The organism is Streptomyces dysideae, from assembly GCF_001514305.1.
Lineage (GTDB): Bacteria > Actinomycetota > Actinomycetes > Streptomycetales > Streptomycetaceae > Streptomyces > Streptomyces dysideae.
Genome location: NZ_KQ949092.1, coordinates 134267 through 155020 on the forward strand (window position 1 = coordinate 134267; position 20754 = coordinate 155020).

A 20754-nucleotide genomic window follows, 5' to 3' on the forward strand; every position below is an offset into this window, starting at 1 on the left:
GGGGGTCGAACGACGCAACAGGAGGAACAGCGTGGCGGGCAGGCTCAAGGCGCCGACCGGTCGCTATGGCGGCAAGACCGCACAGGAGCGCCAGGCCGAGCGGCGGCGCCGCTTCCTGGACGCGGCACTCCAGCTGTTCGGCGACAGCCCCGGCTTCCGGAACACGACCGTCGCCGCGCTCAGCGAGGCCGCGGGTCTGTCCACCCGTCAGTTCTACGAGGAGTTCCGCACCCTCGAGGACGTGCTGGCCGCCCTCCACCTCCAGGTCAACGCCTGGGCCGAGGAAGCGGTCCTGACCGCGGTGGCCGGCACGGAGGACTGGTCGGTCCTCGAACGCGCCTCCACGATCTTCCGCGCGTACGCAGCGAACGTCACCGCCGACCCGCGCCGCATCCGCATCACCTTCGTCGAGATCGTCGGCGTCAGCCCGCGCGTGGAGGAACAGCGCCTGGCCCGCCGGTCCGGCTGGATCGAGCTGATCTGCGCCGAAGCACAGTCGGCCGTGGCCCGCGGCGAGGCGGCGCCCCGCGACTACCGGCTCGCCGCGACGGCGTTCATCGGCAGCGTCAACGGGTTACTCCACGACTGGAGTGCCGGGTGGGTGAACGCGACGCTGGACGAGGTGGTCGACGAACTGGTCCGGCAGCTGGTGGCGATCCTGCGGCCGCCGGGTTGGAGCCCGGACGACGCCTCGTCGGCGCAGGTGGGCGTGCCAGGCCCCGCGTCTCCGGCATGATCCGCCGGGCAGGCCTTGGTTCCCGAGGCGGTTCAGCGCGTCCACCACGGGGGTGACCCCGTCCTCCGCGCGGATACGAGCCCCCAGCGTTCGCGCCCGCTCGCCGTACGCGGGCTCACGGACCGCCCGGACCAGCGCCGACGACGGCGTGAGGCGGGCCCTGGCGCGAGGCAGTCCCAGTCGTGCCCCGCACCTCCGGGACGGTCGCCGCGAAGACCCGCTCGACGGCCAGGTTCACCGCGTGCCCGGCGATGCGGTTGCCGACGGCGCCCCAGGAACCGGTGCGGAGCATCGGCGGCGCGAACTCCCCGGTGGGGGCGAGCGGTTGGAGGTGGACGCCGATGCTCGGCAGCGACATCCTCTCGGCGATGCTGTGTCCCAGGGGAGCGGTCGAACCGGCCAGCAACAACACGTCACTCGCCCATGCAGATCCTCCTCGACCACTGGACCCTCGGCGCCCGCGGGTCCGCCGCGCTCGCCCGGCTCCTCGCGGACGCCGAGGGACTGCGCCCGGCCGGGCAGGTGACGGACCGGCTCGGGCGGTGCGGACAGGCGTATGTCCACCACGTCCCCGGCGCACGCCGGATGCTCATCATGGCCCCGGCGACGGACACCGTCCTCGGTCTGGAGACCACTTTCACCAAGGACGGGCCCGAGCACGGCGTCGAGGTGTCGTACAACGCCTGGATGCGCTGACGATCACACGGAGCGCCCTGCCTATTCGTCCCAGGCCTGGACTATGGTCTGGTCGACGATCTTGCCGTCGCGCAGGGTGATCATCGATTCGGCGAAGACCCGGACCCCGTCCGAGTACTCGCAGGACTCCGTGTAGGCGGCGCTGTCTCCCTGGATCACGCACTTCTCCAGCTTGTGCGTCTTGATGTCGCGGCTGTAGACGTCGTCGAACAGCTCGCCTATCTCGTCGCGGCCGTGCAGCACCCTGGGCTGACTGGGCTGGGTGTTGCGGTCCACGACCCGCAGTTCCGCGCCGTCCGCGTAGAGCGACAGAAGATTCGCCGCAGTGCTTCCTTCGATGCTTCGGCGCAGTGTTTCGGTGGTGAAGCCGGAACTTGCCGCGGTGCCCATAGTGACCTCCTTCGAGGGCCGCGGCCCGATGAGAAGCGGGCCGCGAAGAACCCCCCCCACCTTTCGAGCGTCCTCCGCCCCGGCGGGCTCGGCAAACGCAGCCGCCCGCTCCGCCTGACGGGTGAGCGGCACCGGGCGGCCGTGTCCGGCACGGTGCCGTCGGCGTTGCTGAAAGCATGATCTCAACACGACGTATCGTCGCCGCCGTTGGTCTGGCCGCCGGAATCACCGGCCTCGCCGCACCGCTGGCCGGCGCGGCCGAAGCGGACGCCCAGAACGTCGGCAAGCTGAACCCGATCAGCACGCTCGACGCGGTCACCGTGAGCGACATCCCCGAGCAGCACAAGCACAGGATGCCGCGGGTCTCCCAGCAGCTGACGCAGCTCAACCGCCTCAACGACCTGAACCAGCTGCACCAGGCCACCGACCTGGCCGCCCCCGTCACCGGCCTGCTGCCGGCCATCGAGGCCTGACACGTCCCACATCCACCGCCAGGGCCGCCCGGATCGTCGCCGGGCGGCCCTTCGCGTGCGCCGAGCGTGACGTGCCGCCTACCCGGTGGCGTCCAGGAAGTGGAAGCCCGGCCTGGGGTGCATCAGGAAGTCGTGGTGGGAGATGTTCCACGCGTAGGCACCCGCCAGTGAGAACGCCACCCGGTCCCCGGCCCGCAGCCCCGGCGCAGGCACCCGGCGGGCCAGCACGTCCTTCGGCGTGCACAACTGTCCGGCCAGGGTGACATGGTCGTCCTCGGCGGCCGGGCGGGGCCAGGGATACGGCCAGGCGTCCACCTCGAGCACGGAGCAGGGCTGGTCGTGGCCCTTCGCCGCCGGGGTGCGCAGATGGTGGGTGCCGCCCCGGACGACGGCGAACTCCTCGCCGTGGCTGTGCTTCACGTCCAGCACCTCGGTGGCGTACCAGCCGCAGTACGCCGTCAGCGCCCGCCCCGGCTCGATCCGCAGGGTCAGCTCCGGGTGCGCCTCGGTCAGCCGGGCCAGGCCCTTCCCGTACGCGGTCCAGTCGAAGCGGCGCTCCGGGTCGGCGTAGTCGACGGTCATGCCGCCGCCGACGTTCACCTCGGCGAGCGGAACCCCGAGGCTCGTCGCCCAGTCGACGACCGTCTCGGCGACCGCCAGCTGCTCCGGAGCCTCCAGGCCACTCGCCAAGTGGGCGTGGATGCCCCGCAGTTCGAGCTGTCGATACGTGCCGTCCGCGAGCGCCCCGATGACGGTGACGGCCCGGGCCGGGTCCATGCCGAACGGTGTCGGACGGCCGCCCATCGCCAGCGAGCTGCCCGCCAACGAACCGTCGGCCACCGGCAGGTTGACGCGCGGCAGCACCGCGACCTTCCGCCCCGGTGCGACCTGTCGCGCCAACTCGGCCAGCATGCGCAGCTCGTACTCGCTCTCGACGTGGAAGCGCTCCACTCCCGTCTCCAGCGCGGCCGTCACCTCGTCCGGCGTCTTGCCGGGTCCGCCGAAGGCGAGCGGCCGGCCCGGCACCGCCTTGGCGACATGGGCGAGTTCACCGCCCGAGGAAACCTCGTAGCCGTCGACGTGCGGGCCGAGCGCGGCGAGGATCTCCGGCTCCGGGTTGGCCTTGGCGGCGTAGTACAGCTCGACCCGCGCGGGAAGCGCCGCCCGCACGGTTGCCGCGTGGTGGCGAAGGGCCGCCAAGTCGTAGAGGTACGCGGGCAGTTCGGCTGACGGCAGGGACAGGACGCGGTCGCGGACCGCGGGCGTCGGGTCGGTCATCGGGTGGCACTCCCGGTCGTCGTGTCGCGCAGGATGTCCTCGGCGAGCGGCGACGGCAGCCGGACGTAACCGGCCTCGCGGTCGGCCTTGCGCTCCCAGCGGGTCAGCAGATTGGTCTTGGCCGGCAGCGGCACTCCGGCGAGCAGGGCGGCCAGGCGCGGCGGGCAGCCGTTCCGGTCGGCGTACGTCTGGAGCGTGCCGCGTACCCGGGCCCACAGCGCCGCCTCCGCCTGCGGATGCAGGTCGGCGAGCGCGGCGAGCAGCTCGGCGACGTGGTTGACCAGCAGGCAGTAGACGACGCGGTCCCAGCCGCGCTGCGCGTCGTACGTCATCGGCCCCGCGACCTCGGGCGGCAGCGCGGCCAGCATGTCCGTGTGGTGGTCGGGGACCAGCTTGGTGCCCTCCAGGTCACGGAACAGGACCTGGGCGGGCATCGCGTCGCCGTCGACACAGACCAGCACGTTCTGGAGGTGCGGTTCCAGGACCAGGCCGTGGTCGAAGTAGGCGGCCAGCACGGGTGGGACCAGGAGGTCCAGGTACGCCGACCACCAGTCGAGGGCCTGCTGTGCGTCCGCACCCGCCAGGAGGCGGGAGATGTGGGCGGCGCCCGTCGGGTACTCGTCGGCGACCGCGGCCGCCAGCAGGGGAGTGGTGCCCGGCGCCAGCCGCAGTGGCAGGCCCTCGCGGACGATGACGCCGAAGCCCTCGAACAGCGCGAGGTCCGGGGTCCCGTCGGCGCCGGGCAGGGCGAGCGTGCGGTAGGCGGGTTCGCGGAGCACCGCGCTGCCGGAGAAGCGTTCGGCCAGGTCGGTGAGGGCCGGGGCCAGGGCGTGGGTGAGGGCGACGGCGCCGGACAGCTCGTAACTGCTGTTCTTGCGCAGGCAGTTGGTGATCCGCACGTTCAGGCTGAACTTCAGGAACGTCTCGCCGTCGTACAGGGTGCGCACCGACGCGGTGGCGGCGAAGGGCTGTCCGCCGGGGCCGAGGTCGAGGACGTCACCGCTGTCGAGGGCCGCGCGCAGCGCCGGGTGCTCGCTGAGCGTCTCGTACTGCCAGGGGTGGGCGGGCAGCAGACGGTAGCCGTCGGGGACGTCCGCGCGCTGCTGGTCCAGCGGGGCGACGGCCGACGGGTCGGCGTACTCCTCGGCGATCAGGTCGGCGCGGACGGCGAGGTGCCGCAGCGGGAAGGCGGCCCCGACCTCCGGCGCGTACGCGGACCAGGCGCGCGGGTCGCCGGTGCGGGCCTTGGGGGTGGGGTGGAAGCGGTGACCGAACAGCAGCGACTGCTCGGAGTCCAGGTAGGCGGAGAGACGGTCGGCGGAGGGGCGGGCCGTCCGTGGGGCGGCCAGTGCGGTGGCGATGGCGTCGTGGCTGGAGGCGATCTGCTCCAGGAACTCCTCGTTGCGGACGCCGGTGCGCAGCGACAGCTCGTCGTGCGTGTACTCGGCCAGCCGGCGCCAGTCCACCTCCGCCCAGCCGGCGTCGCGCTGTTCGCTCACCGGGCCCGTGAAGCGGTGCGCGCCGAGCAGGGAGGTGCGGCGCAGGGCGACGCGCAGCAGCACTCCGCGGCGGGGCAGCCGCAGCAGCAGCCGGCCGTCGGCGACGACGCTCTGGTGCTCGGGTCCGGACACCTCGCGCAGCAGGCAGTTGAGGAGGGTGTGCGCCACCGCGTCGTCGGCGGTGGGCAGTTCGGTGGGGGCGACGGGGGTCCCCCCGGGCTCGAACGGAGTCGAGAGATTGGGGGCGCTCCCGAGCGAATCGGTCAGCGAGGGCATCAGCGGCTCCAGCGGGTGCGCAGGTGCAGTGTGGGGAGGAGAGTGGCGGTGAGGGCGGCGGCGGCACCGCCGATCAGCACGGGTGCGGCCGGTCCGAAGCGGACACTGCCCGCGGCGGCGGCCACGCCGGCGGCGACCGCGCCGGCCTTGGAGAAGAACTCCAGCGAACCGAACATGCCGCCGGGCGCCCGGCCCTTGGCGCAGTCGGCCGCCAGCACCGACAGACACACCAGGCCGAGCGTGAGCCCCGCGCCCAGCAGCAGCCGTACGGCGATCAGCGCGGGCAGCGAACCGGCGATCCCGTGTCCGGCGAGCCCGAGCGCGATACCGGCGAAGCCGAGCGCGAGGCCGGTCCGGGGCCGGTCCTGGAAGACGGAGTGGACCTTGAGCGCCGTCACCAGATAGCAGAGGTGGGGCAGCGCGAAGAGCACTCCGGACAGCGCCGGTGAGGTGCCCGGCAGCCGGTCTTCGACGAGCTGGATCAGATAGGGGAAGGAGATGACGGTGGAGAACACGAAGGCGAACTCCAGGGCGTACAGGGCGTTCAGCGAGACCGTCGGGGTCTCCTCGGACGCCGTGACGGGCTTGCGCTCCGCCTGCCGTACCGTTTCCGGCTCGGGCAGCGCGGCAAGCAACAGGGCGGCGGTGAGCGGCAGTACGGCCAGCAGCGCGTACTGGCGTTGCGGGGACATCCACCCGGACAGCGACCCCACCACGATCGGCGCGACGACCAGGGCGGCCCGGGCGCTGCCCTGCATCAGGGTGAGCGCCTTCGACAGGGCCACGCCCTCCAGCGCGGCGCCCAGATAGCCGTTGGACGCGGCGAAGGTGCCGCCCAGGATGCCCTGGAGCACCAGCGCCACCGTGAAGGTGGCCAGGGAGTCCGCCCAGCCCGCGAGCAGAAAGGCCACGGCCAGGCCCAACTGGGCCCGCAGCAGCAGCCGTTTGCGCCCGAACCGGTCGGCGAGCCGACCCCACAGCGGGGCGCCGAGCGCGCCGAACACGGTCGGCACGACATACAGCACACCCGCCCAGCGGGCACCCCGGTCGCCCAGCTCCGGCAGGATCTCCGTGAGATACGGCGGCAGCCCCAGCGCCGCGAAGGACGCCACGAAGTAACAGCCCGCCACCGCGTGCACATGGCTGCGCCCGAACGCGCTGCCCGGCATCCGCAGCGCCTGGACGCTCATGCCGAACCTCCGCCGGTCAGCAGGTAGTTGGGGCCGGTGGTGTAGTGCTTGTTGACGTCGGCGGCGCCCGAATGCTCCTTGGACAGCAGCGTCCCGGCCGTCACCATCGCCTTCACCGGCAGCCGCGGCGCCCGCAGCACCCGGGCGCGCAGAACGTCCCCCGCGTCCCCGCCGAGCCGGTCCACCGCCTCCGTCAGCCGGTCCCGGACGAGGCCGAGCAGGGCGTGGCGGTGCCGGGGGAGCCCGAACGCGTAGGCGCCCGCGCACAGATGGACGGTGATCGTGGCGAACACGTCGGCGACCGGCCCGTCGTCGGTGCAGAACGTCCGCGCGTCGTCGAAGCCCCACGGCCCGGGGAGCACGGCGTCCAGCCGCTCGCTGTTGATCCGCGGCCCGTCGTTGTCCTTGAACAGCAGCCGCAGACTGCCCGGCCGCAGCACCAGCGAGACGTTCTGCTGGTGCGACTCCAGCGCGATGCCGTAGCCGAACAGCGTGGTCTGCCAGTCGAAGAGCAGCGTCAGGCAGGCGTCCAGCAGGGCGAGCGGGTCGCCGCCGTAGAAGCGGTCGGCGAGCTGGTCGACGACCAGCCGTCCGTCGGGCGCCTCGGCGAGGAGGGCCGCCAGCGGTACGACCACGGAGTCGTCGAGGCCGGGCGGGTAGCGGCGGCAGAGGACGGCGAGCAGCTCGTGCCCGGCGTGCGCGTACGTCGTCTCGTCGGCGTGCAGGACCGTGTCCCGGAAACGGGGCTCGCGGGCGATCACGGCCTCCAGCAGCCGTTGCCCCGCCGCACCGTCGACCAGCGTGCCGGGCTTGACGGTCCGCTTGTTGCGCAGGCCCAGCGTCGCGGTGGCCAGGGGGAGTTTGAGGTGCACGGACGGGTCCTCGACCGTGGCCACGGTGCGCATGGACAGCGTCGGTACGACGTCCAGGTACGCCCGCTCGGCCAGTACGGTCCCGTCCGGAAGGTCGCCGGCCCTGCGCAGGGCGTCGACGGTCAACGGGTGCACGGGCAGCAGCACATGAGTGTCGCGCACGCCGTCCAGACCGAGCGCCTGGGGAGGGGGCCAGAACTCGGGCAGCTTGCCGGTGAGGGTGACCGTCTCGCGGGGTACCGCCATCCAGCGCAGGGCGAACCGCGGGTGGAACTCCGGGGCGTACGCGCGCAGTTGGTCCTCGGTGAGCCCGGACCGCCCGCGTGCCGTCGGATACACGGGGTGGTCGAGGCGGGCGGCCAGGGTGTCGTAGGCCAGGCCGACGTCCGGAACACCCAGCGTCTTCGTGAGCTCGTCCCGGGTCGCGGCGTGCAGCCGCATCGTGGCGAGGGTCTGCCGGCACTCCTCGGTGAACGCGTCGAAGCCGCCCCGGTCCTCGGACTCGGCGAGCGCCCGAAGCGCGGCCAGCACGGTGTCGTACGACGTCAGCTCGGCGCCGTCCGACTCACGCACCAGGAGCGGCAGCCGGGCGGCGTACTCGCACTGGAAGCCGTCCTCGGCGACGGGCAGCAGCAGGGCGTCGTCCGGTGCGGCGAGCCGCAGCCAGCGGCCGTCCGCGCGGTCCACGGCCGTACTGGCCGTGCGCAGCCCGACCACGTCCTCGCGCAGCAGGGCGCTCAGCACCCGCGTGAGCAGTTCCGCCTCGGACGTGTCCGGCACGGCGGGTGCGGTCACGGCTGGATCTCCCACTGCCGTTCGGCCAGGAAACCGGCCACCACCCGGTCCACCGTCCGCTGGTCGGTGCCGGTGGCGCGCAGGACGCCCAGGTAGTCGCGGTTGGTCAGGTACAGGTCGTGCCGCTCGCCCACCGCACGCAGCGGACGGTACGTCAGATGGACGCCGTCGACGTCGAGTTCGGTGGCGACCGGGGCACCGACGAGGGTGCCGGTGCGGTCGGCGCACGGGTACTCCAGGCGGGCGGCGCCGTCGCGGCGGGCGCCCAGGTCGGCCGGGAGAGGCTCGCCCAGGTGGGTGCGCAGGATGTGCTCGAAGAGCGGGATCTGAAGCAGGCGGGCCAGCAGCAGGTCGCACTGGTCGCCGATGGCCCGGTAGTTGACCTCGATGATCCGCGCTCGGCCCTCGTGCACCACGAACTCGGTGTGGCAGGCGCCGAACCCGACGCCCAGCGCGTCCAGTTGTGTCAGGACCTGTGCGACGACAGGCTCGGGATGGGCGGGGACGAAGGCGAGGCGTTCCTCGATGAAGTAGGGCGGCGGAGACAGCTCGGTGTGGAAGCCGCCCAGCACATGGCGGACGGTGCCGTCGCCGAGGGTCTCCAGAGTGAACAGCTCGCCGGGGAGGTACTCCTCGACGACCAGGACGGCGCCCGGGCGGCGGTCCAGGATCTCCTTGGAGCGCGTCACCAGCTCCTCCGCGCTGTGCACGAGGACGACGTCCTCGCTGGCCACGCCCTCGCGCGGCTTGATCACACACGGGTACGGCGCGTCCAGCGCGACCGGCTCGGTGAGCTCGGCCGACCACACCGTGTCCACACCGGCCGCGGCGAGACGGCGGCGCATCTCGGCCTTGTCCTTGGTGCGCAGGGTGGCCCGCCAGTCCTTGCCGGGGAGGCCGAAGTAGGCGGCGGCCTGGGCGGCCTGGGTCTGCAGGTGGTCGCTGTTGGTGAAGACGGCGTCGGGCAGGTGATGCGTGGAGATGCGGGTGATCACGGCCCGGAAGTCACGGACGTCGCACTCCAGGATCTCGACGTCCGGGTGGACGGCGCGGTGCGCGGCGGGCTGGTCGGTGACGACGGTGACGTCCAGGCCCAGCCGGTTCGCGGCCGGCAGGAAACCCTCGGTGACCGAGTCGGTCGGGTTGAGGGCGAGCAGGTACAGGCGCATGGCAGAGGAACAACTTCCGCTAGCGGGTGGGGGGTCGGGGCGGGCCGGCTCGGAGGGAGCCGGCCCGCCCCGCAGGAACAGCGGCGGCTACTTCGCCGGGAGCTCCACGCCGGTGGCCTTGGCCACGTCCTTGAGCATCTCCTCGGCGGCCTGGACGCCGATGCCGGACATCCAGGTCTCGTCCGCGACCTCGAAGACCTTGCCGTCCTGCACGGCCGGGAGGTCCTTCCACACCGGGTTGGAGGTGACCTGCTTCTTCTGGGTCTTGTCCTCGGCGTCGGCGGAGGTGACGAAGATCAGGTCGGCGTCGGCCTGGTCGATCTCCTCGGGGCTGACGTCCTTCATCGTGACCTCGGGGTCGTCCGAGATCTGCGACTTCGGGCGCTCCAGGCCGATGTCGTTCAGGACGACCCCGCTGTAGGAGTTGGTCTGGTACAGGCGGGTCGGGCCGGCGACGAAGCGGACCACGGACGCGGTCGGCATGGTGCCGCCGTCCTTCTTCTTGATGGCCTCACCGAGCGCCTTGGCCTGCGTCTCGTACGCCGTGAGCTTGGCCGCGGCCTCCTTCTCCAGGCCCAGCGCCTCGGCGTGGACCTTCAGGTTCTCCTTCCAGACACCGCCGGTGGTCTCGGTGAAGACGGTCGGGGCGATCGCGCTGAGCTTGTCGTAGACCTTCTCGTGGCGGACCTTGGAGGACAGGATCAGATCGGGCTTGAGCGAGGCGATCTTCTCCAGGTTCGGCTCCAGCAGCGGGCCGACGTCCACGGTGTCCTCGAGCTCGCCCTTCAAGTACGTCGGGAAGCCGCCCTCGGTCTTGAAGTGCGGGGCGACCGCGCCGACCGGGTCGATGCCGAACAGGGTGACGTCGTCCAGCTCACCGGTGTCGAGGACGACGACCCGCTTCGGCTGGGACGGGATCTCGACGTCGCCCATGACGGTCTTGAGGGTGCGCGGGAAGTCGGACGACGCGGCGTTGGTGGCCTTCGCCGTGTCGGCCTCGGCGGCGGAGTCGTCGTTGCCGCAGGCGGCCAGGACGGCCGTACCGAGCAGCACGGAGAGCAGCACGGCGAAGAGCCGGCCGATCCCGTGCAGGGGAGATCGCATAGACATGAGCGGGTGGTCTTTCTGATAGGGAGCGGTCACACGGTGGCGGCGGAGTGCCGCACCGCGCTGCTTCTCGGGACGACCAGCGGGGTGCCGGTCTCCGGATCGGGGATCACCCGGCAGTCCACGTCGAACACGGACTTCACCAGCTCCGCGTCGAGGACGTCGGCCGGGGCGCCGGCGGCGGCGAGACGGCCGTCCTTGAGGACCACCATGTGGTCCGCGTAGCGGGCGGCCTGACCGAGGTCGTGCAGCACCATCACCACGGTGCGGCCCGCCTCGGCGTGCAGGGCGGCGACCAGGTCGAGGACGTCGAGCTGGTGCCGCAGATCGAGGAAGGTGGTGGGCTCGTCGAGCAGGAGCAGCTCGGTGTCCTGGGCCAGCGCCAGCGCGATCCAGGCGCGTTGCCGCTGACCGCCGGAGAGCTGGTCCACCGGGTGGTCGCGCAGCGGTGTGGTGCCGGTGTGCTCCAGGGCCTCGTCCACGGCCCGCTGGTCGGCGGCCGACCAGGGGCTCAGCAGCCGCTGGTGCGGATACCGGCCGAGCCGGACGAGCGCCTCGACGGTGATGGCCTCCGGGGTGACCGGCTGCTGGGGCAGCAGTCCCATGCGGCGGGCCAGCGCCCGGGCGGACATGCCGTGGATGTCCGCGCCGTCCAGCATGACGTGTCCGGCGGCCGGTGCGAGCAGCCGGCTCAGGCCGCGCAACAGGGTTGACTTGCCGCAGGCGTTGGGCCCGACGATCGCGGTGACGGCGCCGCCGGGCAGCGTCAGGTCGAGGCCGCCGACGACGAGCCGGTCGCCGTAGCGCAGGTCGAGGCCCTCGGTGGTGAGCTGGTTCGGGGTGGGCATCTGCGGCTCCTGACGCGTTTCCTGTACGTCCGTCATGCGTGGTTCCTCTGCACGGGCGAGCTCTGGCGCAGCATCAGCACCAGCAGCCAGGGCGCGCCGAGCGTGGCGGTGACCGCGCCGACCGGCAGCCCCTCGATCGGCAGCAGGTGCTGCACCACCAGGTCGGAGGCGAGCAGCAGCATCGCCCCGGTGAGCCCGGCCAGCGCCAGCGAAGCGGCCGTCGGCGGCCCGGTGACGAACCGCACGATGTGCGGCACGGCCAGCGCCACGAACGTCACCGGACCGGCCAGCGCGGCGGCCAGCGACGCCAACACGACGGCGATGACGAGGAGTTGCAGCCGTGCGGCCGACGTGCCGAGGCCGAGAGCGCCCGCGGAGTCGTCCCCGAGGTCGAGCACGGCCAGCCGCCGGTGCAGCACCAGCGCCGCGGCGAGCGCGACCACCATGGCGCCGCCCGCGCCCCACACCTCCGTCCACGTCCGCCCGTACACCGAACCGGTCGTCCACTGCAGAGCGGACCCGGCGAGCTCGGCCGGGAAGCGCACGATCATCAGGTTCACGGCCGCCGCGAGCCCCGCCTGCACGGCGAGCCCGGTGAGCACGAGCCGGGTGACCGCGAGCCCGGACCGCCAGGCGAACACGCCCAGCAGCAGCGCCGCGAGCAGCCCGCCGCCCAGCGCCCCGACCGGGATCAGCACCTGCGAGGCACCGGCGGCGATCAGCGCGACCGCGCCCAGCGACGCCCCGCCTGTCACGCCCATGACATCGGGGGACGCCAGGGGATTGCGGAACAGCCGTTGCAGCACCAGGCCCGCGGCCCCCAGCCCGGCCCCGGCGACGATCGCCGCCACCGAGCGCGGCGCCCGGAACTGCTGCACCACCAGCACGTCCCCCGGATCCCCGAGCCCGACCAGCGCGCGCAGCGCCGTGCCCGCCGGCATCGGCACCTCACCCGTCGTCAGGGACACGGTGAGCAGCACGAACAGGGCGGTCAGGCCGGACGCGGCGAACACCAGGACGCGGCGGCGCACCCGGGCCCGGGACGCGGACGGGGGCTTCGTACGGACGGACACGACAGCACTGGTCATCGGGTCACCCGCCGGGCCAGCAGTGCCAGCAGGGGTGCGCCCAGGAACGCGGTCACGATGCCGGCCTCCAGTTCCGAGGGTCGGATCACCATCCGGCCGACCACATCGGCCGTGAGCAGCAGCAGCGGACCGGCGATCAGACAGCCGGGCACCAGCAGCCGGTGGTCGCCGCCCAGCAGGGGACGGACGAGATGGGGCGCGGCAAGCCCGATGAACGCGACCGGCCCGGCCACCGCGACCGCCGACCCGGCGAGCAGCACGACCGCGACACCGCCGGCCAGCCGGATGCGGGCGACCGGCACACCGAGCGCCTGCGCCGAATCGTCGCCGAGGGCAAGGGCGTTGAGGGCGGGGGAGACCGCCAGCGCGACCACCAGGCCGAGGACCAGGGTCGGCAGCACCGGCCACAGCACGTCCAGGGTGCGCCCGGACAGCGAGCCGGCCAGCCAGAAGCGGGCCTCGTCCAGGGTGCGCTGGTTCATCAGCATCACCGCCGACGTCCAGGACAGCAGCACGAGTTGGAGCACGGTGCCGCCCAACGCGAGCCGTACGGCGTCGATGTCCCCGGCCCGCCGGGCGAGCGCCTGCGCGAACAGGGCGGCCCCGGCCGCACCGGCGAACGCGAACCACACGTACTCGGCGGGGCTGTTGAGCTTCAGCGCGAAGATGGCGACGACGACCGCGAAACCGGCGCCCGCGTTGATGCCGAGCGTGGTCGGTGACGCGAGCGGATTGCGGGTGATGCCCTGGGCGACGGCCCCCGCGACCCCGAGCGCGGCGCCCACCGCGAGTCCGATGACGGTACGCGGCAGCCGCAGCCCGGTCACCACCAGCGCCTCCCGGCCGTGCGCATCGCCGAACAGCGCGTCCGCCACGGTGGACAGCGGCACGGAACGGGCGCCGAGGGCCAGGCTCGACGCGGTGCAGAGCGCCAGGGCGCCGAGGCCGATGAGGAAGAGCGGAATGTGCCGGAAGGCACGGAAGGGCACACCGGGGGGTGCGCCCTGTCGGGTCGCAGTCACAAGCCGTGAGCTTAGGTTAGCCTTGCTTTAGACGCCAACTGCTGTGTGATCTCTGTGATGTGTGCAATACAAGATCGCTCAGAGGGGGCACGCTGACCGTTTTTACGGTATCTCACGTGTAAGGTAAGGCTTACCTTTCCGACTCTCGCCGAAATCCCCTGCACTGGAGCTCCGATGTCCGTGGCCCTGAAGACCTCGCCGGCCGGCGCCGTCGCAGACACGCTCGGTGACGTCTACCGGCGGCTGGCCGACATCTGCGAAGTCCTGTCCGTGCGGATCGCGGGCGACGCCCAAGGGGGCGCGACCGCAGCGGAGTTGGTGAAGGACGAGGCCGTGCTCGACGCCTTCGTCGACGCCGAGGCGGCGCGCATCCGGCACCGCTACGGAACGGTGCCGCGCCGCGACGTCGCCGCCTCGCGCGCCCTGCACGACTACGCCTGGTCCGTCGCCCTGCTGATGAGCGGCGCCTGGTACCTGGAGCGCCGGGTGCCCCGGATCCGGCCCGAGGACCTCCGACTCGACCTCGCCACGGCCGAGTTCACCCTCACCCCGGGCGCCGACCTCACCTGCCTGCCCGGCGACCCGGCCGCCACCTTGCCCGGCGTGCTGACGGTCCCTCACGAAGACGCCCTGTGCGACGAGTTGAGGGCGGCCGTCGCCGAGCACATGGAACCGCTCCTGACCGCGATCGGCCCCCTCGCCCGACGGGGACAGCGCGCCCTGTGGGGCATGGTCGCCGACGACCTGGTCTCCGGCATCTGGTACCTCGGCCGGACCCTCGGCCGCGAGGGCGACGCGGTACGGGCCGCCACCACGCTGCTGCCGACCGGCGTGACCCCGTACCCCGGCGGCGCCGGCTTCCGGTACCTCACCACCGACGACGGACGCCGGCACCCGACGCGTACGCGCACCGGCTGCTGCATGTACTACACGATCCGCCCCGACGAGGCGTGCGCCACCTGCCCCCGCACCTGCGACGCGGAACGGCTGCGCCGGCTCCAGGGCTGAGCCCGCCGGGTCACTCCGCCGTCGCCAGGAACTGCGTCGCCGCCAGCTCCGCGTACAGCGGATCGGCCGCGACCAGTTCCCGATGGGTCCCCACCGCACGTACCCGCCCCGCGTCCATCACCACGATCCGGTCGGCCATCGTCACCGTCGACAGCCGGTGCGCGACGACCAGGACCGTGGTCGTCCGGGCGACATCGGCGACGGTGTCCCGCAACGCCGCCTCGTTCACCGCGTCCAGCTGCGAGGTGGCCTCGTCGAGGAGCAGCAGCCGGGGCCGGCGCAGCAGGGCGCGGGCGATGGCGACACGCTGCCGTTCGCCGCCCGAGAGCCTGGTGCCCCGGTGTCCGACGAGGGTGTCGAGGCCGGCGGGCAGCCGTGCGACCAGACCGTCGAGGCGGGTCGTCTTCACCACGCGCGTGACGGCGTCCTCGTCCGCGTCCGGGTTGCCCAGCAGCAGGTTGTCCCGCAGTGAACCCGACAGGACCGGCGCGTCCTGCTCCACATAGCCGATGGCCGACCGGAGCCCGGACAGCTCCCAGTCCGCGAGGTCCCGTCCATCGAGCGTGATGACGCCGGACTCGGGGTCGTAGAACCGCTCGATCAGGGAGAAGACCGTGGTCTTGCCCGCGCCGGACGGACCGACGAACGCCGTCATGCCCTGGGCCGGCACGGCGAACGTCACCCCGTGGTGGACGTACGGCAGATCGTCGGCGTACCGGAAGCGGACGTCCTCGAACGCGAGCGCGGCGGGCTCGGCGCCGGTGGCGGGCAACGGTGCGGGCAGGGCGGCCGGTTCGGACGGCAGGCTCAGCGCCTCCTGGATGCGGGCGAGGGCGGCGGCACCCGTCTGGTACTGCGTGATCGCGCCGACGACCTGCTGGATCGGCGACATCAGATAGAAGACGTACAGCAAGAACGCGACCAGCGTGCCGACATCGACGGCTCCCGTCGCCACCCGCGCCCCGCCCACCGCGAGCACCGTGATGAACGCGATCTGCATCGCCAGCCCCGCCGTGTTGCCCGCCGCCGCGGACCACTTGGCGGCGCGCACACTCTGCCGCCACGACTCCTCGGCGGCCCCGTGCAGCGTCCGCTCCTCCCGGTGCTCGGCACCGGACGCCTTGACCGTGCGCAGCGCGCCGAGTATCCGCTCCAGCGAGGCCCCCATCACGCCGACCGCGTCCTGCGCCTGCCGGCTGGCCCGGTTGATGCGCGGCACGATCACCCCGAGGACCGTCCCGGCGCCCAGGATCACGGCGAGCGTGACGCCGAGCAGCACCGGATCCACCAGGCCCATCATCACCACCGTCGCGACGAGCGTGAGCCCGCCCGTACCGAGACCGACGAGCGAGTCGGTGGTGACCTCACGCAGCAGCGTCGTGTCCGAGGTGATCCGGGCCATCAGGTCGCCGGGCTCGCTGCGGTCCACGGCGGTGATGCGCAGCCGCAGCAGATACGACGACAGGTTGCGCCGCGCACCGAGCACCACCGACTCGGCGGTGCGCCGCAGCACATACGAACCCAGCGCGCCCACCGCCGCGTTGGCCACCACCAGGCCCGACATGACGACCAGCGCCCCGGTGATCGTCCGGTCGTGCGACAGATCGTCGATCAGCTCCCGCGCCACCAGCGGCAGCAGCAGCCCCGTGGCCCCCGTGACCAGCGACAACACCGCGCCGGCCAGCAGGGCCCACCGATGCGGCCGGACATATCCGAGGAGCAGCCGCCACGGGGGCTGGTCGGTGTGCGTCGCTGCGATGGTCACGGTGCTCCTCGGAAGTCGGACGGAGCGTTCAGGCTACGTCGGCACCCCCGCCCCGGGCTCGCGGGTTTCCGCGCCTGCCGGCCGCCGCGACGACCTCCTGCGCCGGCCCGCAGACGACGACCCGGTCCAGATCGCCGACCCGCAGGAAGCCCCGGCGGCGCGGGCGGCCATGCCGCAGGTGTTTGTGAGCGCCCGGAAGACCAGGCCGCCCGCGATCCCGGCGGCCGGCCCCGCGTGCCGCCGGTCAGTGGCATGGCGGATGAGATCCTTTTGAGGGCCGGGAACGGGAAGGGGGCCCCGAGGTAAGATACCCCCAAGGGTATCCAGAGGAGTGATCGTGGAGCTTCAGTTCGAGGGTGATGACCTCAAGTCCGTGCTGAACCGGCTGCGCCGGGCGCAGGGGCAGATCTCCGGTGTGATCAAGATGATCGAGGAGGGCCGCGACTGCGAGGACGTCGTCACCCAGCTCGCCGCCGCCTCCCGCGCCCTCGACCGGGCCGGCTTCGCGATCATCGCGACGGGACTGCAGCAGTGCCTCACCGATGCCGAGAAGGGCAAGGCCAACGGTGAGACGACCGAGCAGATGAAGGCGCGGCTGGAGAAGCTGTTCCTGTCGTTGGCGTAGGCGTTACTGATCAGTCACGCGTAGGGTCGAGGGTCCGCACACCGGCCGACGGAAGGGTTTCAGCACCATGGCTCAGGAAGTACGCGGCGTGATCGCACCGGGCAGGGACGAGCCGGTGCGGGTCGAGACGATCGTCGTGCCCGACCCGGGGCCCGGGGAGGCCGTCGTACAGATCCAGGCGTGCGGGGTGTGCCACACCGACCTGCACTACAAGCAGGGCGGCATCAACGACGAGTTCCCCTTCCTGCTGGGCCATGAGGCGGCGGGTGTGGTGGAGTCGGTCGGCGACGGGGTCACGGACGTCTCCCCGGGTGACTTCGTGATCCTGAACTGGCGTGCGGTGTGCGGGAACTGCCGGGCCTGTCTGCGGGGCCGGCCCTGGTACTGCTTCGACACCCACAACGCGACGCAGAAGATGACCCTGACCGACGGCACCGAGCTCTCGCCGGCGCTGGGAATCGGCGCGTTCGCGGAGAAGACCCTCGTCGCCGCGGGCCAGTGCACCAAGGTCGACCCGGCGGTCGCCCCGCAGGTCGCCGGCCTCCTCGGCTGCGGAGTGATGGCCGGGATCGGCGCCGCGATCAACACCGGCAACGTCGGCCGGGGCGACACCGTCGCGGTCATCGGCTGCGGCGGCGTCGGGGACGCGGCGATCGCCGGGGCGAACCTGGCCGGCGCGGCGCGGATCATCGCGGTGGACATCGACGACCGGAAACTGGAGACCGCCCGCACCATGGGCGCCACCCACACCGTCAACTCGAAGGACACCGACCCGGTCGAGGCGATCCGCGAGCTGACCGGCGGCTTCGGCGCGGACGTGGTGATCGAGGCCGTGGGCCGCCCGGAGACCTACAAGCAGGCGTTCTACGCCCGGGACCTGGCCGGCACGGTCGTCCTGGTCGGCGTGCCCACCCCGCAGATGAAGTTGGAACTGCCACTGCTGGACGTCTTCGGACGCGGCGGTGCCCTCAAATCCTCCTGGTACGGGGACTGTCTGCCCTCCCGGGACTTCCCGATGCTGATCGACCTGCACCTGCAGGGCCGCCTGAACCTGGAGGCGTTCGTGACCGAGACCATCGAACTCACCGACGTGGAGAAGGCCTTCGAGCGCATGCACCACGGCGACGTCCTGCGCTCGGTGGTGATCCTCTGATGGCCGCCCGCATCGAACGCCTCGTCACCTCAGGGCAGTTCAGCCTCGACGGCGGCACCTGGGACGTCGACAACAACGTCTGGCTCGTGGGCGACGACCACGAGGTCGTCGTCATCGACGCCGCCCACGACGCCGACGCCATCGTGGAGGCCGTCGGCGACCGCCGCCTCACGGCGATCGTCTGCACGCACGCCCACAACGACCACATCGACGCCGCGCCCGCCCTGGCCGACCGCACCGGCGCCATGATCTGGCTGCACCCCGACGACCTGCCGCTGTGGAAGCAGACCCACCCGGACCGCGACCCCGACGCCCAGCTCGTGGACGGCCAGATCATCGAGGCCGCGGGCGCCGACCTGACGGTCCTGCATACCCCCGGACACGCCCCCGGCGCGGTCTGCCTCTACGACCCCGGCCTGGCGACCGTCTTCACCGGCGACACCCTCTTCCAGGGCGGCCCCGGCGCCACCGGCCGCACCTACTCCCACTTCCCGACGATCGTCGACTCGATCCGCACCCGCCTGCTCACCCTCCCACCTGAGACGAAGGTCCTCACCGGCCACGGCGACACCACCACGATCGGGGCCGAGGCACCGCACCTGGAGGAGTGGATCGCCCGAGGTCGCTGACGCGGCCGGGAATCTCCCCTCGGGCCGTATTTTCCTGGCGCAGCCCTCCGCACCGCTCCTATGATCACGCCGCATGACCTCTGAAACGGTGAACCTCCACGGTGTACGCGTCCTGCGCTGCACCCCCGACGGCCCGACCCTGGACGGCGAGCGCGCCGCGCTCGATCTGATCGGGGACGCCATGGGGCAGGAGGCCGAGCTCGTCGCCGTGCCCGTCGAGCGGGTCGGTGCGGAGTTCTTCCGGCTGCGGTCGGGGGTCGCGGGGGCGGTCATGCAGAAGTTCGTGAACTACCGGGTGCGCCTGGCCGTCGTAGGCGACGTGTCCCGGCACGTGGACGGGAGCACCGCCCTGCGCGACTTCGTCCACGAGACCAACCAGGGCCGCCAGGTATGGGTCCTGGCCGACTTCGACGCACTCGGCGAGAAACTCCGCGCGGCCGGGTGACCCGCCGTAAAAGGTGACAGGAGATGTCCGGCTTACCCGGCAGCCTGAAGGCGACAGCAGTCGTCATGGGAGGTCGGACATGTCACAGCCACTGCGGGACAAGGTCGCGCTGGTCGCCGGAGCGACACGGGGAGCCGGACGCGGCATCGCCGTGGAGCTGGGGGCGGCCGGCGCCACCGTCTACGTCACGGGGCGCAGCACCCGCGCGCGGCGCTCGGAGTACGACCGCCCCGAGACGATCGAGGACACCGCCGACCTGGTCACCGAGGCCGGCGGTCACGGCATCGCCGTACCCACCGACCACCTCGACCCGGCACAGGTCCGCACCCTCGTCGACCGCGTCGCCGACGAACAGGGCCGCCTCGACATCCTCGTCAACGACATCTGGGGCGGCGAGCACCTCTTCGCCTGGGACAGCCCCGTCTGGGAGCACGACCTCGACAAGGGGCTGAGGCTCCTCCGCCTCGCGGTCGAGACGCACGCCGTCACCAACCACCACGCCCTGCCCCTGCTGCTGCGCCACCCCGGCGGGCTGGTCGTCGAGATGACCGACGGAACCACCGAGTACAACCGGGACAACTACCGGAACTCCTTCTTCTACGACCTGGCCAAGTGGTCCGTCCTGCGCATGGCCTTCTCCCTCGGCCACGAACTCGGCCCTCGCGGGGCCACCGCCGTGGCGCTGACCCCGGGCTGGCTGCGCTCGGAGATGATGCTCGACAACTTCGGGGTGAGGGAGGACAACTGGCGCGACGCCCTCGACCGCGTCCCGCACTTCGCCGTCTCGGAGACCCCGCGCTATGTCGGCCGGGCCGTCGCCGCCCTCGCCGCCGACCCCGACGTGGCTCGCTGGAACGGCGAGTCCCTCTCGAGTGGCGGACTGGCCCAGGTGTACGGCTTCACGGACCTCGACGGCAGCCGCCCCGACGCCTGGCGCTATCTCGGCGAGGTCCAGGACGCGGGGAAACCGGCGGACGTGACCGGCTACCGCTGAGCCGAGCCGTCGGGCGCGGCGGACACGACCGCCCGTCGCGCCGAGTGCCCGGGCGGCAGCGCCAGATCCTCCCGTACGGCCGTGTAGTAGCCCTCACGCCCGGCGCGCTGCCGCTCCCGCGGCGCCCGGTCGCGCCTCCGGATCCCGCGTGCCGTCGCGGACGAACCGCTCCATCTCCATCACCGTCACGACCCAGGCCCGTGCCTTCTCCATCACCGTGAGGCTGCCACGGTGACGTACCGGGTCGCTTCCGGGCTCGGCAACGGGACGCACCCGGACCCCGGCGCGCCGCCTGCTCGCGCCGCAACCTCATCCGGTCGCCCCGCACGGCCGCCGGATACGAGGCTGCCGGACAGTACGGGGACCGGACCCAGCGCGGCCACGCCGTCCGGCGACACGGACACCCCGAGCCGCTCGCCCACCCACTCCCGGCCGATCGCCACCCCACGGTCTTCCGCTCCAGAGCCGCAGCCCAGGAGCCGGCCACGCCCGAACCGTTCTGGTCGTACGCGCTGGTCAGCCAGTCCCCGGCGACCTGGGCGGGCGTCGCACCACCGGTGACGAACCGGCCGCTCGGCCAGCCCGCGGGCGGCCAAGTCGCTTGCGGACTGGAGGAGTTCGGGAGGCCGGGACATGTCGTCGCCGAGTGTGCGGTACATGAGCGGCAGCGTAAGCGGGCATGACGGCCGTGCATTC

General features: G+C 72.4%; 20 protein-coding genes and 1 pseudogene. 9 read left to right on the plus strand and 12 right to left on the minus strand.

Features of this window, described 5'->3' with window-relative positions:
* Nucleotides 1-31 precede the first annotated feature (31 nt).
* Nucleotides 32-736 carry a TetR/AcrR family transcriptional regulator gene (locus AQJ91_RS26420; protein WP_067026436.1) on the plus strand — a complete coding sequence of 235 codons (705 nt, stop codon included), beginning with the start codon at nucleotides 32-34 and terminating at the stop codon, nucleotides 734-736.
* A 115-nt stretch (nucleotides 737-851) separates the two neighbouring features.
* On the opposite strand, the gene AQJ91_RS26425 is transcribed toward AQJ91_RS26420, so the two are convergent.
* Nucleotides 852-1094 carry a hypothetical protein gene (locus AQJ91_RS26425; protein WP_199848027.1) on the minus strand — a complete coding sequence of 81 codons (243 nt, stop codon included), beginning with the start codon at nucleotides 1092-1094 and terminating at the stop codon, nucleotides 852-854.
* A 71-nt stretch (nucleotides 1095-1165) separates the two neighbouring features.
* Between AQJ91_RS26425 and AQJ91_RS26430 the strand changes: the two are divergent.
* A pseudogene (locus AQJ91_RS26430) lies at nucleotides 1166-1432 on the plus strand (CU044_5270 family protein); the annotation flags it as partial.
* 21 nt (nucleotides 1433-1453) lie between these two features.
* Here the strand turns inward: AQJ91_RS26430 and AQJ91_RS26435 are convergent.
* A complete protein-coding gene (locus tag AQJ91_RS26435; protein ID WP_067026442.1) occupies nucleotides 1454-1822 on the minus strand; it encodes a nuclear transport factor 2-like protein in 369 nt (122 codons plus the stop codon).
* A gap of 176 nt (nucleotides 1823-1998) precedes the next feature.
* Between AQJ91_RS26435 and AQJ91_RS26440 the strand changes: the two genes are divergently transcribed.
* A complete protein-coding gene (locus AQJ91_RS26440; RefSeq protein WP_067026444.1) occupies nucleotides 1999-2295 on the plus strand; it encodes a hypothetical protein in 297 nt (98 codons plus the stop codon).
* A 78-nt stretch (nucleotides 2296-2373) separates the two neighbouring features.
* Here AQJ91_RS26440 and AQJ91_RS26445 read toward each other — a convergent pair whose 3' ends face one another.
* The 9 genes from AQJ91_RS26445 to AQJ91_RS26485 form a co-directional block, all read right to left on the minus strand.
* Nucleotides 2374-3573 carry a type III PLP-dependent enzyme gene (locus AQJ91_RS26445; RefSeq protein WP_067026446.1) on the minus strand — a complete coding sequence of 400 codons (1200 nt, stop codon included), beginning with the start codon at nucleotides 3571-3573 and terminating at the stop codon, nucleotides 2374-2376.
* Nucleotides 3570-5348 (minus strand): IucA/IucC family protein, encoded by a 1779-nt coding sequence (locus tag AQJ91_RS26450; RefSeq protein ID WP_067026448.1) that lies wholly within the window; start codon nucleotides 5346-5348, stop codon nucleotides 3570-3572. The genes AQJ91_RS26445 and AQJ91_RS26450 overlap by 4 nt, the downstream gene beginning before the upstream one ends.
* On the minus strand, nucleotides 5348-6538 hold the full coding sequence (locus tag AQJ91_RS26455; protein WP_067026450.1) for an MFS transporter: 1191 nt from the start codon (nucleotides 6536-6538) through the stop codon (nucleotides 5348-5350). The genes AQJ91_RS26450 and AQJ91_RS26455 overlap by 1 nt, the downstream gene beginning before the upstream one ends.
* Nucleotides 6535-8205, minus strand: coding sequence for an IucA/IucC family protein (locus tag AQJ91_RS26460; RefSeq protein WP_079085195.1), 1671 nt, complete (start codon nucleotides 8203-8205; stop codon nucleotides 6535-6537). Before AQJ91_RS26460 ends, AQJ91_RS26455 begins: the two co-directional genes overlap by 4 nt.
* Entirely contained in the window at nucleotides 8202-9374 is a 1173-nt protein-coding gene (locus AQJ91_RS26465; protein WP_067026453.1) for an ATP-grasp domain-containing protein, read from the minus strand. Before AQJ91_RS26465 ends, AQJ91_RS26460 begins: the two co-directional genes overlap by 4 nt.
* 87 nt (nucleotides 9375-9461) lie before the next feature.
* Nucleotides 9462-10484, minus strand: a complete 1023-nt coding sequence (locus tag AQJ91_RS26470; RefSeq protein ID WP_067026566.1) for an ABC transporter substrate-binding protein — start codon at nucleotides 10482-10484, stop codon at nucleotides 9462-9464.
* A gap of 29 nt (nucleotides 10485-10513) precedes the next feature.
* The gene (locus AQJ91_RS26475) at nucleotides 10514-11329 is read right to left on the minus strand and encodes an ABC transporter ATP-binding protein (protein ID WP_067026568.1); all 816 of its coding nucleotides are present in this window, start codon (nucleotides 11327-11329) and stop codon (nucleotides 10514-10516) included.
* Nucleotides 11330-11361: 32 nt separating this feature from the next.
* Nucleotides 11362-12417, minus strand: a complete 1056-nt coding sequence (locus tag AQJ91_RS26480; RefSeq protein ID WP_067026455.1) for a FecCD family ABC transporter permease — start codon at nucleotides 12415-12417, stop codon at nucleotides 11362-11364.
* A complete protein-coding gene (locus AQJ91_RS26485; protein WP_407696924.1) occupies nucleotides 12414-13439 on the minus strand; it encodes a FecCD family ABC transporter permease in 1026 nt (341 codons plus the stop codon). The genes AQJ91_RS26480 and AQJ91_RS26485 overlap by 4 nt, the downstream gene beginning before the upstream one ends.
* 174 nt (nucleotides 13440-13613) lie before the next feature.
* Between AQJ91_RS26485 and AQJ91_RS26490 the strand changes: the two genes are divergently transcribed.
* Nucleotides 13614-14447, plus strand: a complete 834-nt coding sequence (locus AQJ91_RS26490; protein WP_067026459.1) for a (2Fe-2S)-binding protein — start codon at nucleotides 13614-13616, stop codon at nucleotides 14445-14447.
* Between the two features lie 10 nt (nucleotides 14448-14457).
* Here AQJ91_RS26490 and AQJ91_RS26495 read toward each other — a convergent pair whose 3' ends face one another.
* Complete coding sequence (locus tag AQJ91_RS26495) at nucleotides 14458-16212, minus strand: ABC transporter ATP-binding protein (protein WP_067026461.1); 1755 nt, start codon at nucleotides 16210-16212, stop codon at nucleotides 14458-14460.
* Nucleotides 16213-16549: 337 nt separating this feature from the next.
* Here AQJ91_RS26495 and AQJ91_RS26505 point away from each other — a divergent pair, with 337 nt between their 5' ends.
* The 5 genes from AQJ91_RS26505 to AQJ91_RS26525 all read left to right on the plus strand — a co-directional run bounded on the left by AQJ91_RS26505 (nucleotide 16550) and on the right by AQJ91_RS26525 (nucleotide 20058).
* Complete coding sequence (locus AQJ91_RS26505; RefSeq protein ID WP_067026465.1) at nucleotides 16550-16837, plus strand: metal-sensitive transcriptional regulator; 288 nt, start codon at nucleotides 16550-16552, stop codon at nucleotides 16835-16837.
* 67 nt (nucleotides 16838-16904) lie between these two features.
* Nucleotides 16905-17990 carry an S-(hydroxymethyl)mycothiol dehydrogenase gene (locus AQJ91_RS26510; RefSeq protein WP_067026467.1) on the plus strand — a complete coding sequence of 362 codons (1086 nt, stop codon included), beginning with the start codon at nucleotides 16905-16907 and terminating at the stop codon, nucleotides 17988-17990.
* On the plus strand, nucleotides 17990-18619 hold the full coding sequence (locus AQJ91_RS26515; protein WP_067026469.1) for an MBL fold metallo-hydrolase: 630 nt from the start codon (nucleotides 17990-17992) through the stop codon (nucleotides 18617-18619). The genes AQJ91_RS26510 and AQJ91_RS26515 overlap by 1 nt, the downstream gene beginning before the upstream one ends.
* A gap of 73 nt (nucleotides 18620-18692) precedes the next feature.
* Nucleotides 18693-19064: a DUF4180 domain-containing protein gene (locus AQJ91_RS26520; protein WP_067026472.1), complete on the plus strand. Its 372-nt coding sequence runs from the start codon at nucleotides 18693-18695 to the stop codon at nucleotides 19062-19064.
* A gap of 79 nt (nucleotides 19065-19143) precedes the next feature.
* Entirely contained in the window at nucleotides 19144-20058 is a 915-nt protein-coding gene (locus tag AQJ91_RS26525; protein WP_067026474.1) for an SDR family oxidoreductase, read from the plus strand.
* Nucleotides 20059-20754 lie beyond the last annotated feature (696 nt).

Excerpts from the sequence above, each read along its gene's own strand:
- AQJ91_RS26445 (WP_067026446.1), bottom strand. The coding sequence starts at position 3,573 with ATGACCGACCCGACGCCCGCGGTCCGCGACCGCGTCCTGTCCCTGCCG.
- AQJ91_RS26435 (WP_067026442.1), bottom strand. The coding sequence starts at position 1,822 with ATGGGCACCGCGGCAAGTTCCGGCTTCACCACCGAAACACTGCGCCGA.
- AQJ91_RS26480 (WP_067026455.1), bottom strand. The coding sequence starts at position 12,417 with ATGACCAGTGCTGTCGTGTCCGTCCGTACGAAGCCCCCGTCCGCGTCC.
- AQJ91_RS26440 (WP_067026444.1), top strand. The coding sequence starts at position 1,999 with ATGATCTCAACACGACGTATCGTCGCCGCCGTTGGTCTGGCCGCCGGA.
- AQJ91_RS26490 (WP_067026459.1), top strand. The coding sequence starts at position 13,614 with ATGTCCGTGGCCCTGAAGACCTCGCCGGCCGGCGCCGTCGCAGACACG.
- AQJ91_RS26465 (WP_067026453.1), bottom strand. The coding sequence starts at position 9,374 with ATGCGCCTGTACCTGCTCGCCCTCAACCCGACCGACTCGGTCACCGAG.
- AQJ91_RS26455 (WP_067026450.1), bottom strand. The coding sequence starts at position 6,538 with ATGAGCGTCCAGGCGCTGCGGATGCCGGGCAGCGCGTTCGGGCGCAGC.
- AQJ91_RS26515 (WP_067026469.1), top strand. The coding sequence starts at position 17,990 with ATGGCCGCCCGCATCGAACGCCTCGTCACCTCAGGGCAGTTCAGCCTC.
- AQJ91_RS26450 (WP_067026448.1), bottom strand. The coding sequence starts at position 5,348 with ATGCCCTCGCTGACCGATTCGCTCGGGAGCGCCCCCAATCTCTCGACT.
- AQJ91_RS26425 (WP_199848027.1), bottom strand. The coding sequence starts at position 1,094 with ATGTCGCTGCCGAGCATCGGCGTCCACCTCCAACCGCTCGCCCCCACC.
- AQJ91_RS26510 (WP_067026467.1), top strand. The coding sequence starts at position 16,905 with ATGGCTCAGGAAGTACGCGGCGTGATCGCACCGGGCAGGGACGAGCCG.
- AQJ91_RS26470 (WP_067026566.1), bottom strand. The coding sequence starts at position 10,484 with ATGTCTATGCGATCTCCCCTGCACGGGATCGGCCGGCTCTTCGCCGTG.
- AQJ91_RS26475 (WP_067026568.1), bottom strand. The coding sequence starts at position 11,329 with ATGCCCACCCCGAACCAGCTCACCACCGAGGGCCTCGACCTGCGCTAC.
- AQJ91_RS26525 (WP_067026474.1), top strand. The coding sequence starts at position 19,144 with ATGTCACAGCCACTGCGGGACAAGGTCGCGCTGGTCGCCGGAGCGACA.
- AQJ91_RS26520 (WP_067026472.1), top strand. The coding sequence starts at position 18,693 with ATGACCTCTGAAACGGTGAACCTCCACGGTGTACGCGTCCTGCGCTGC.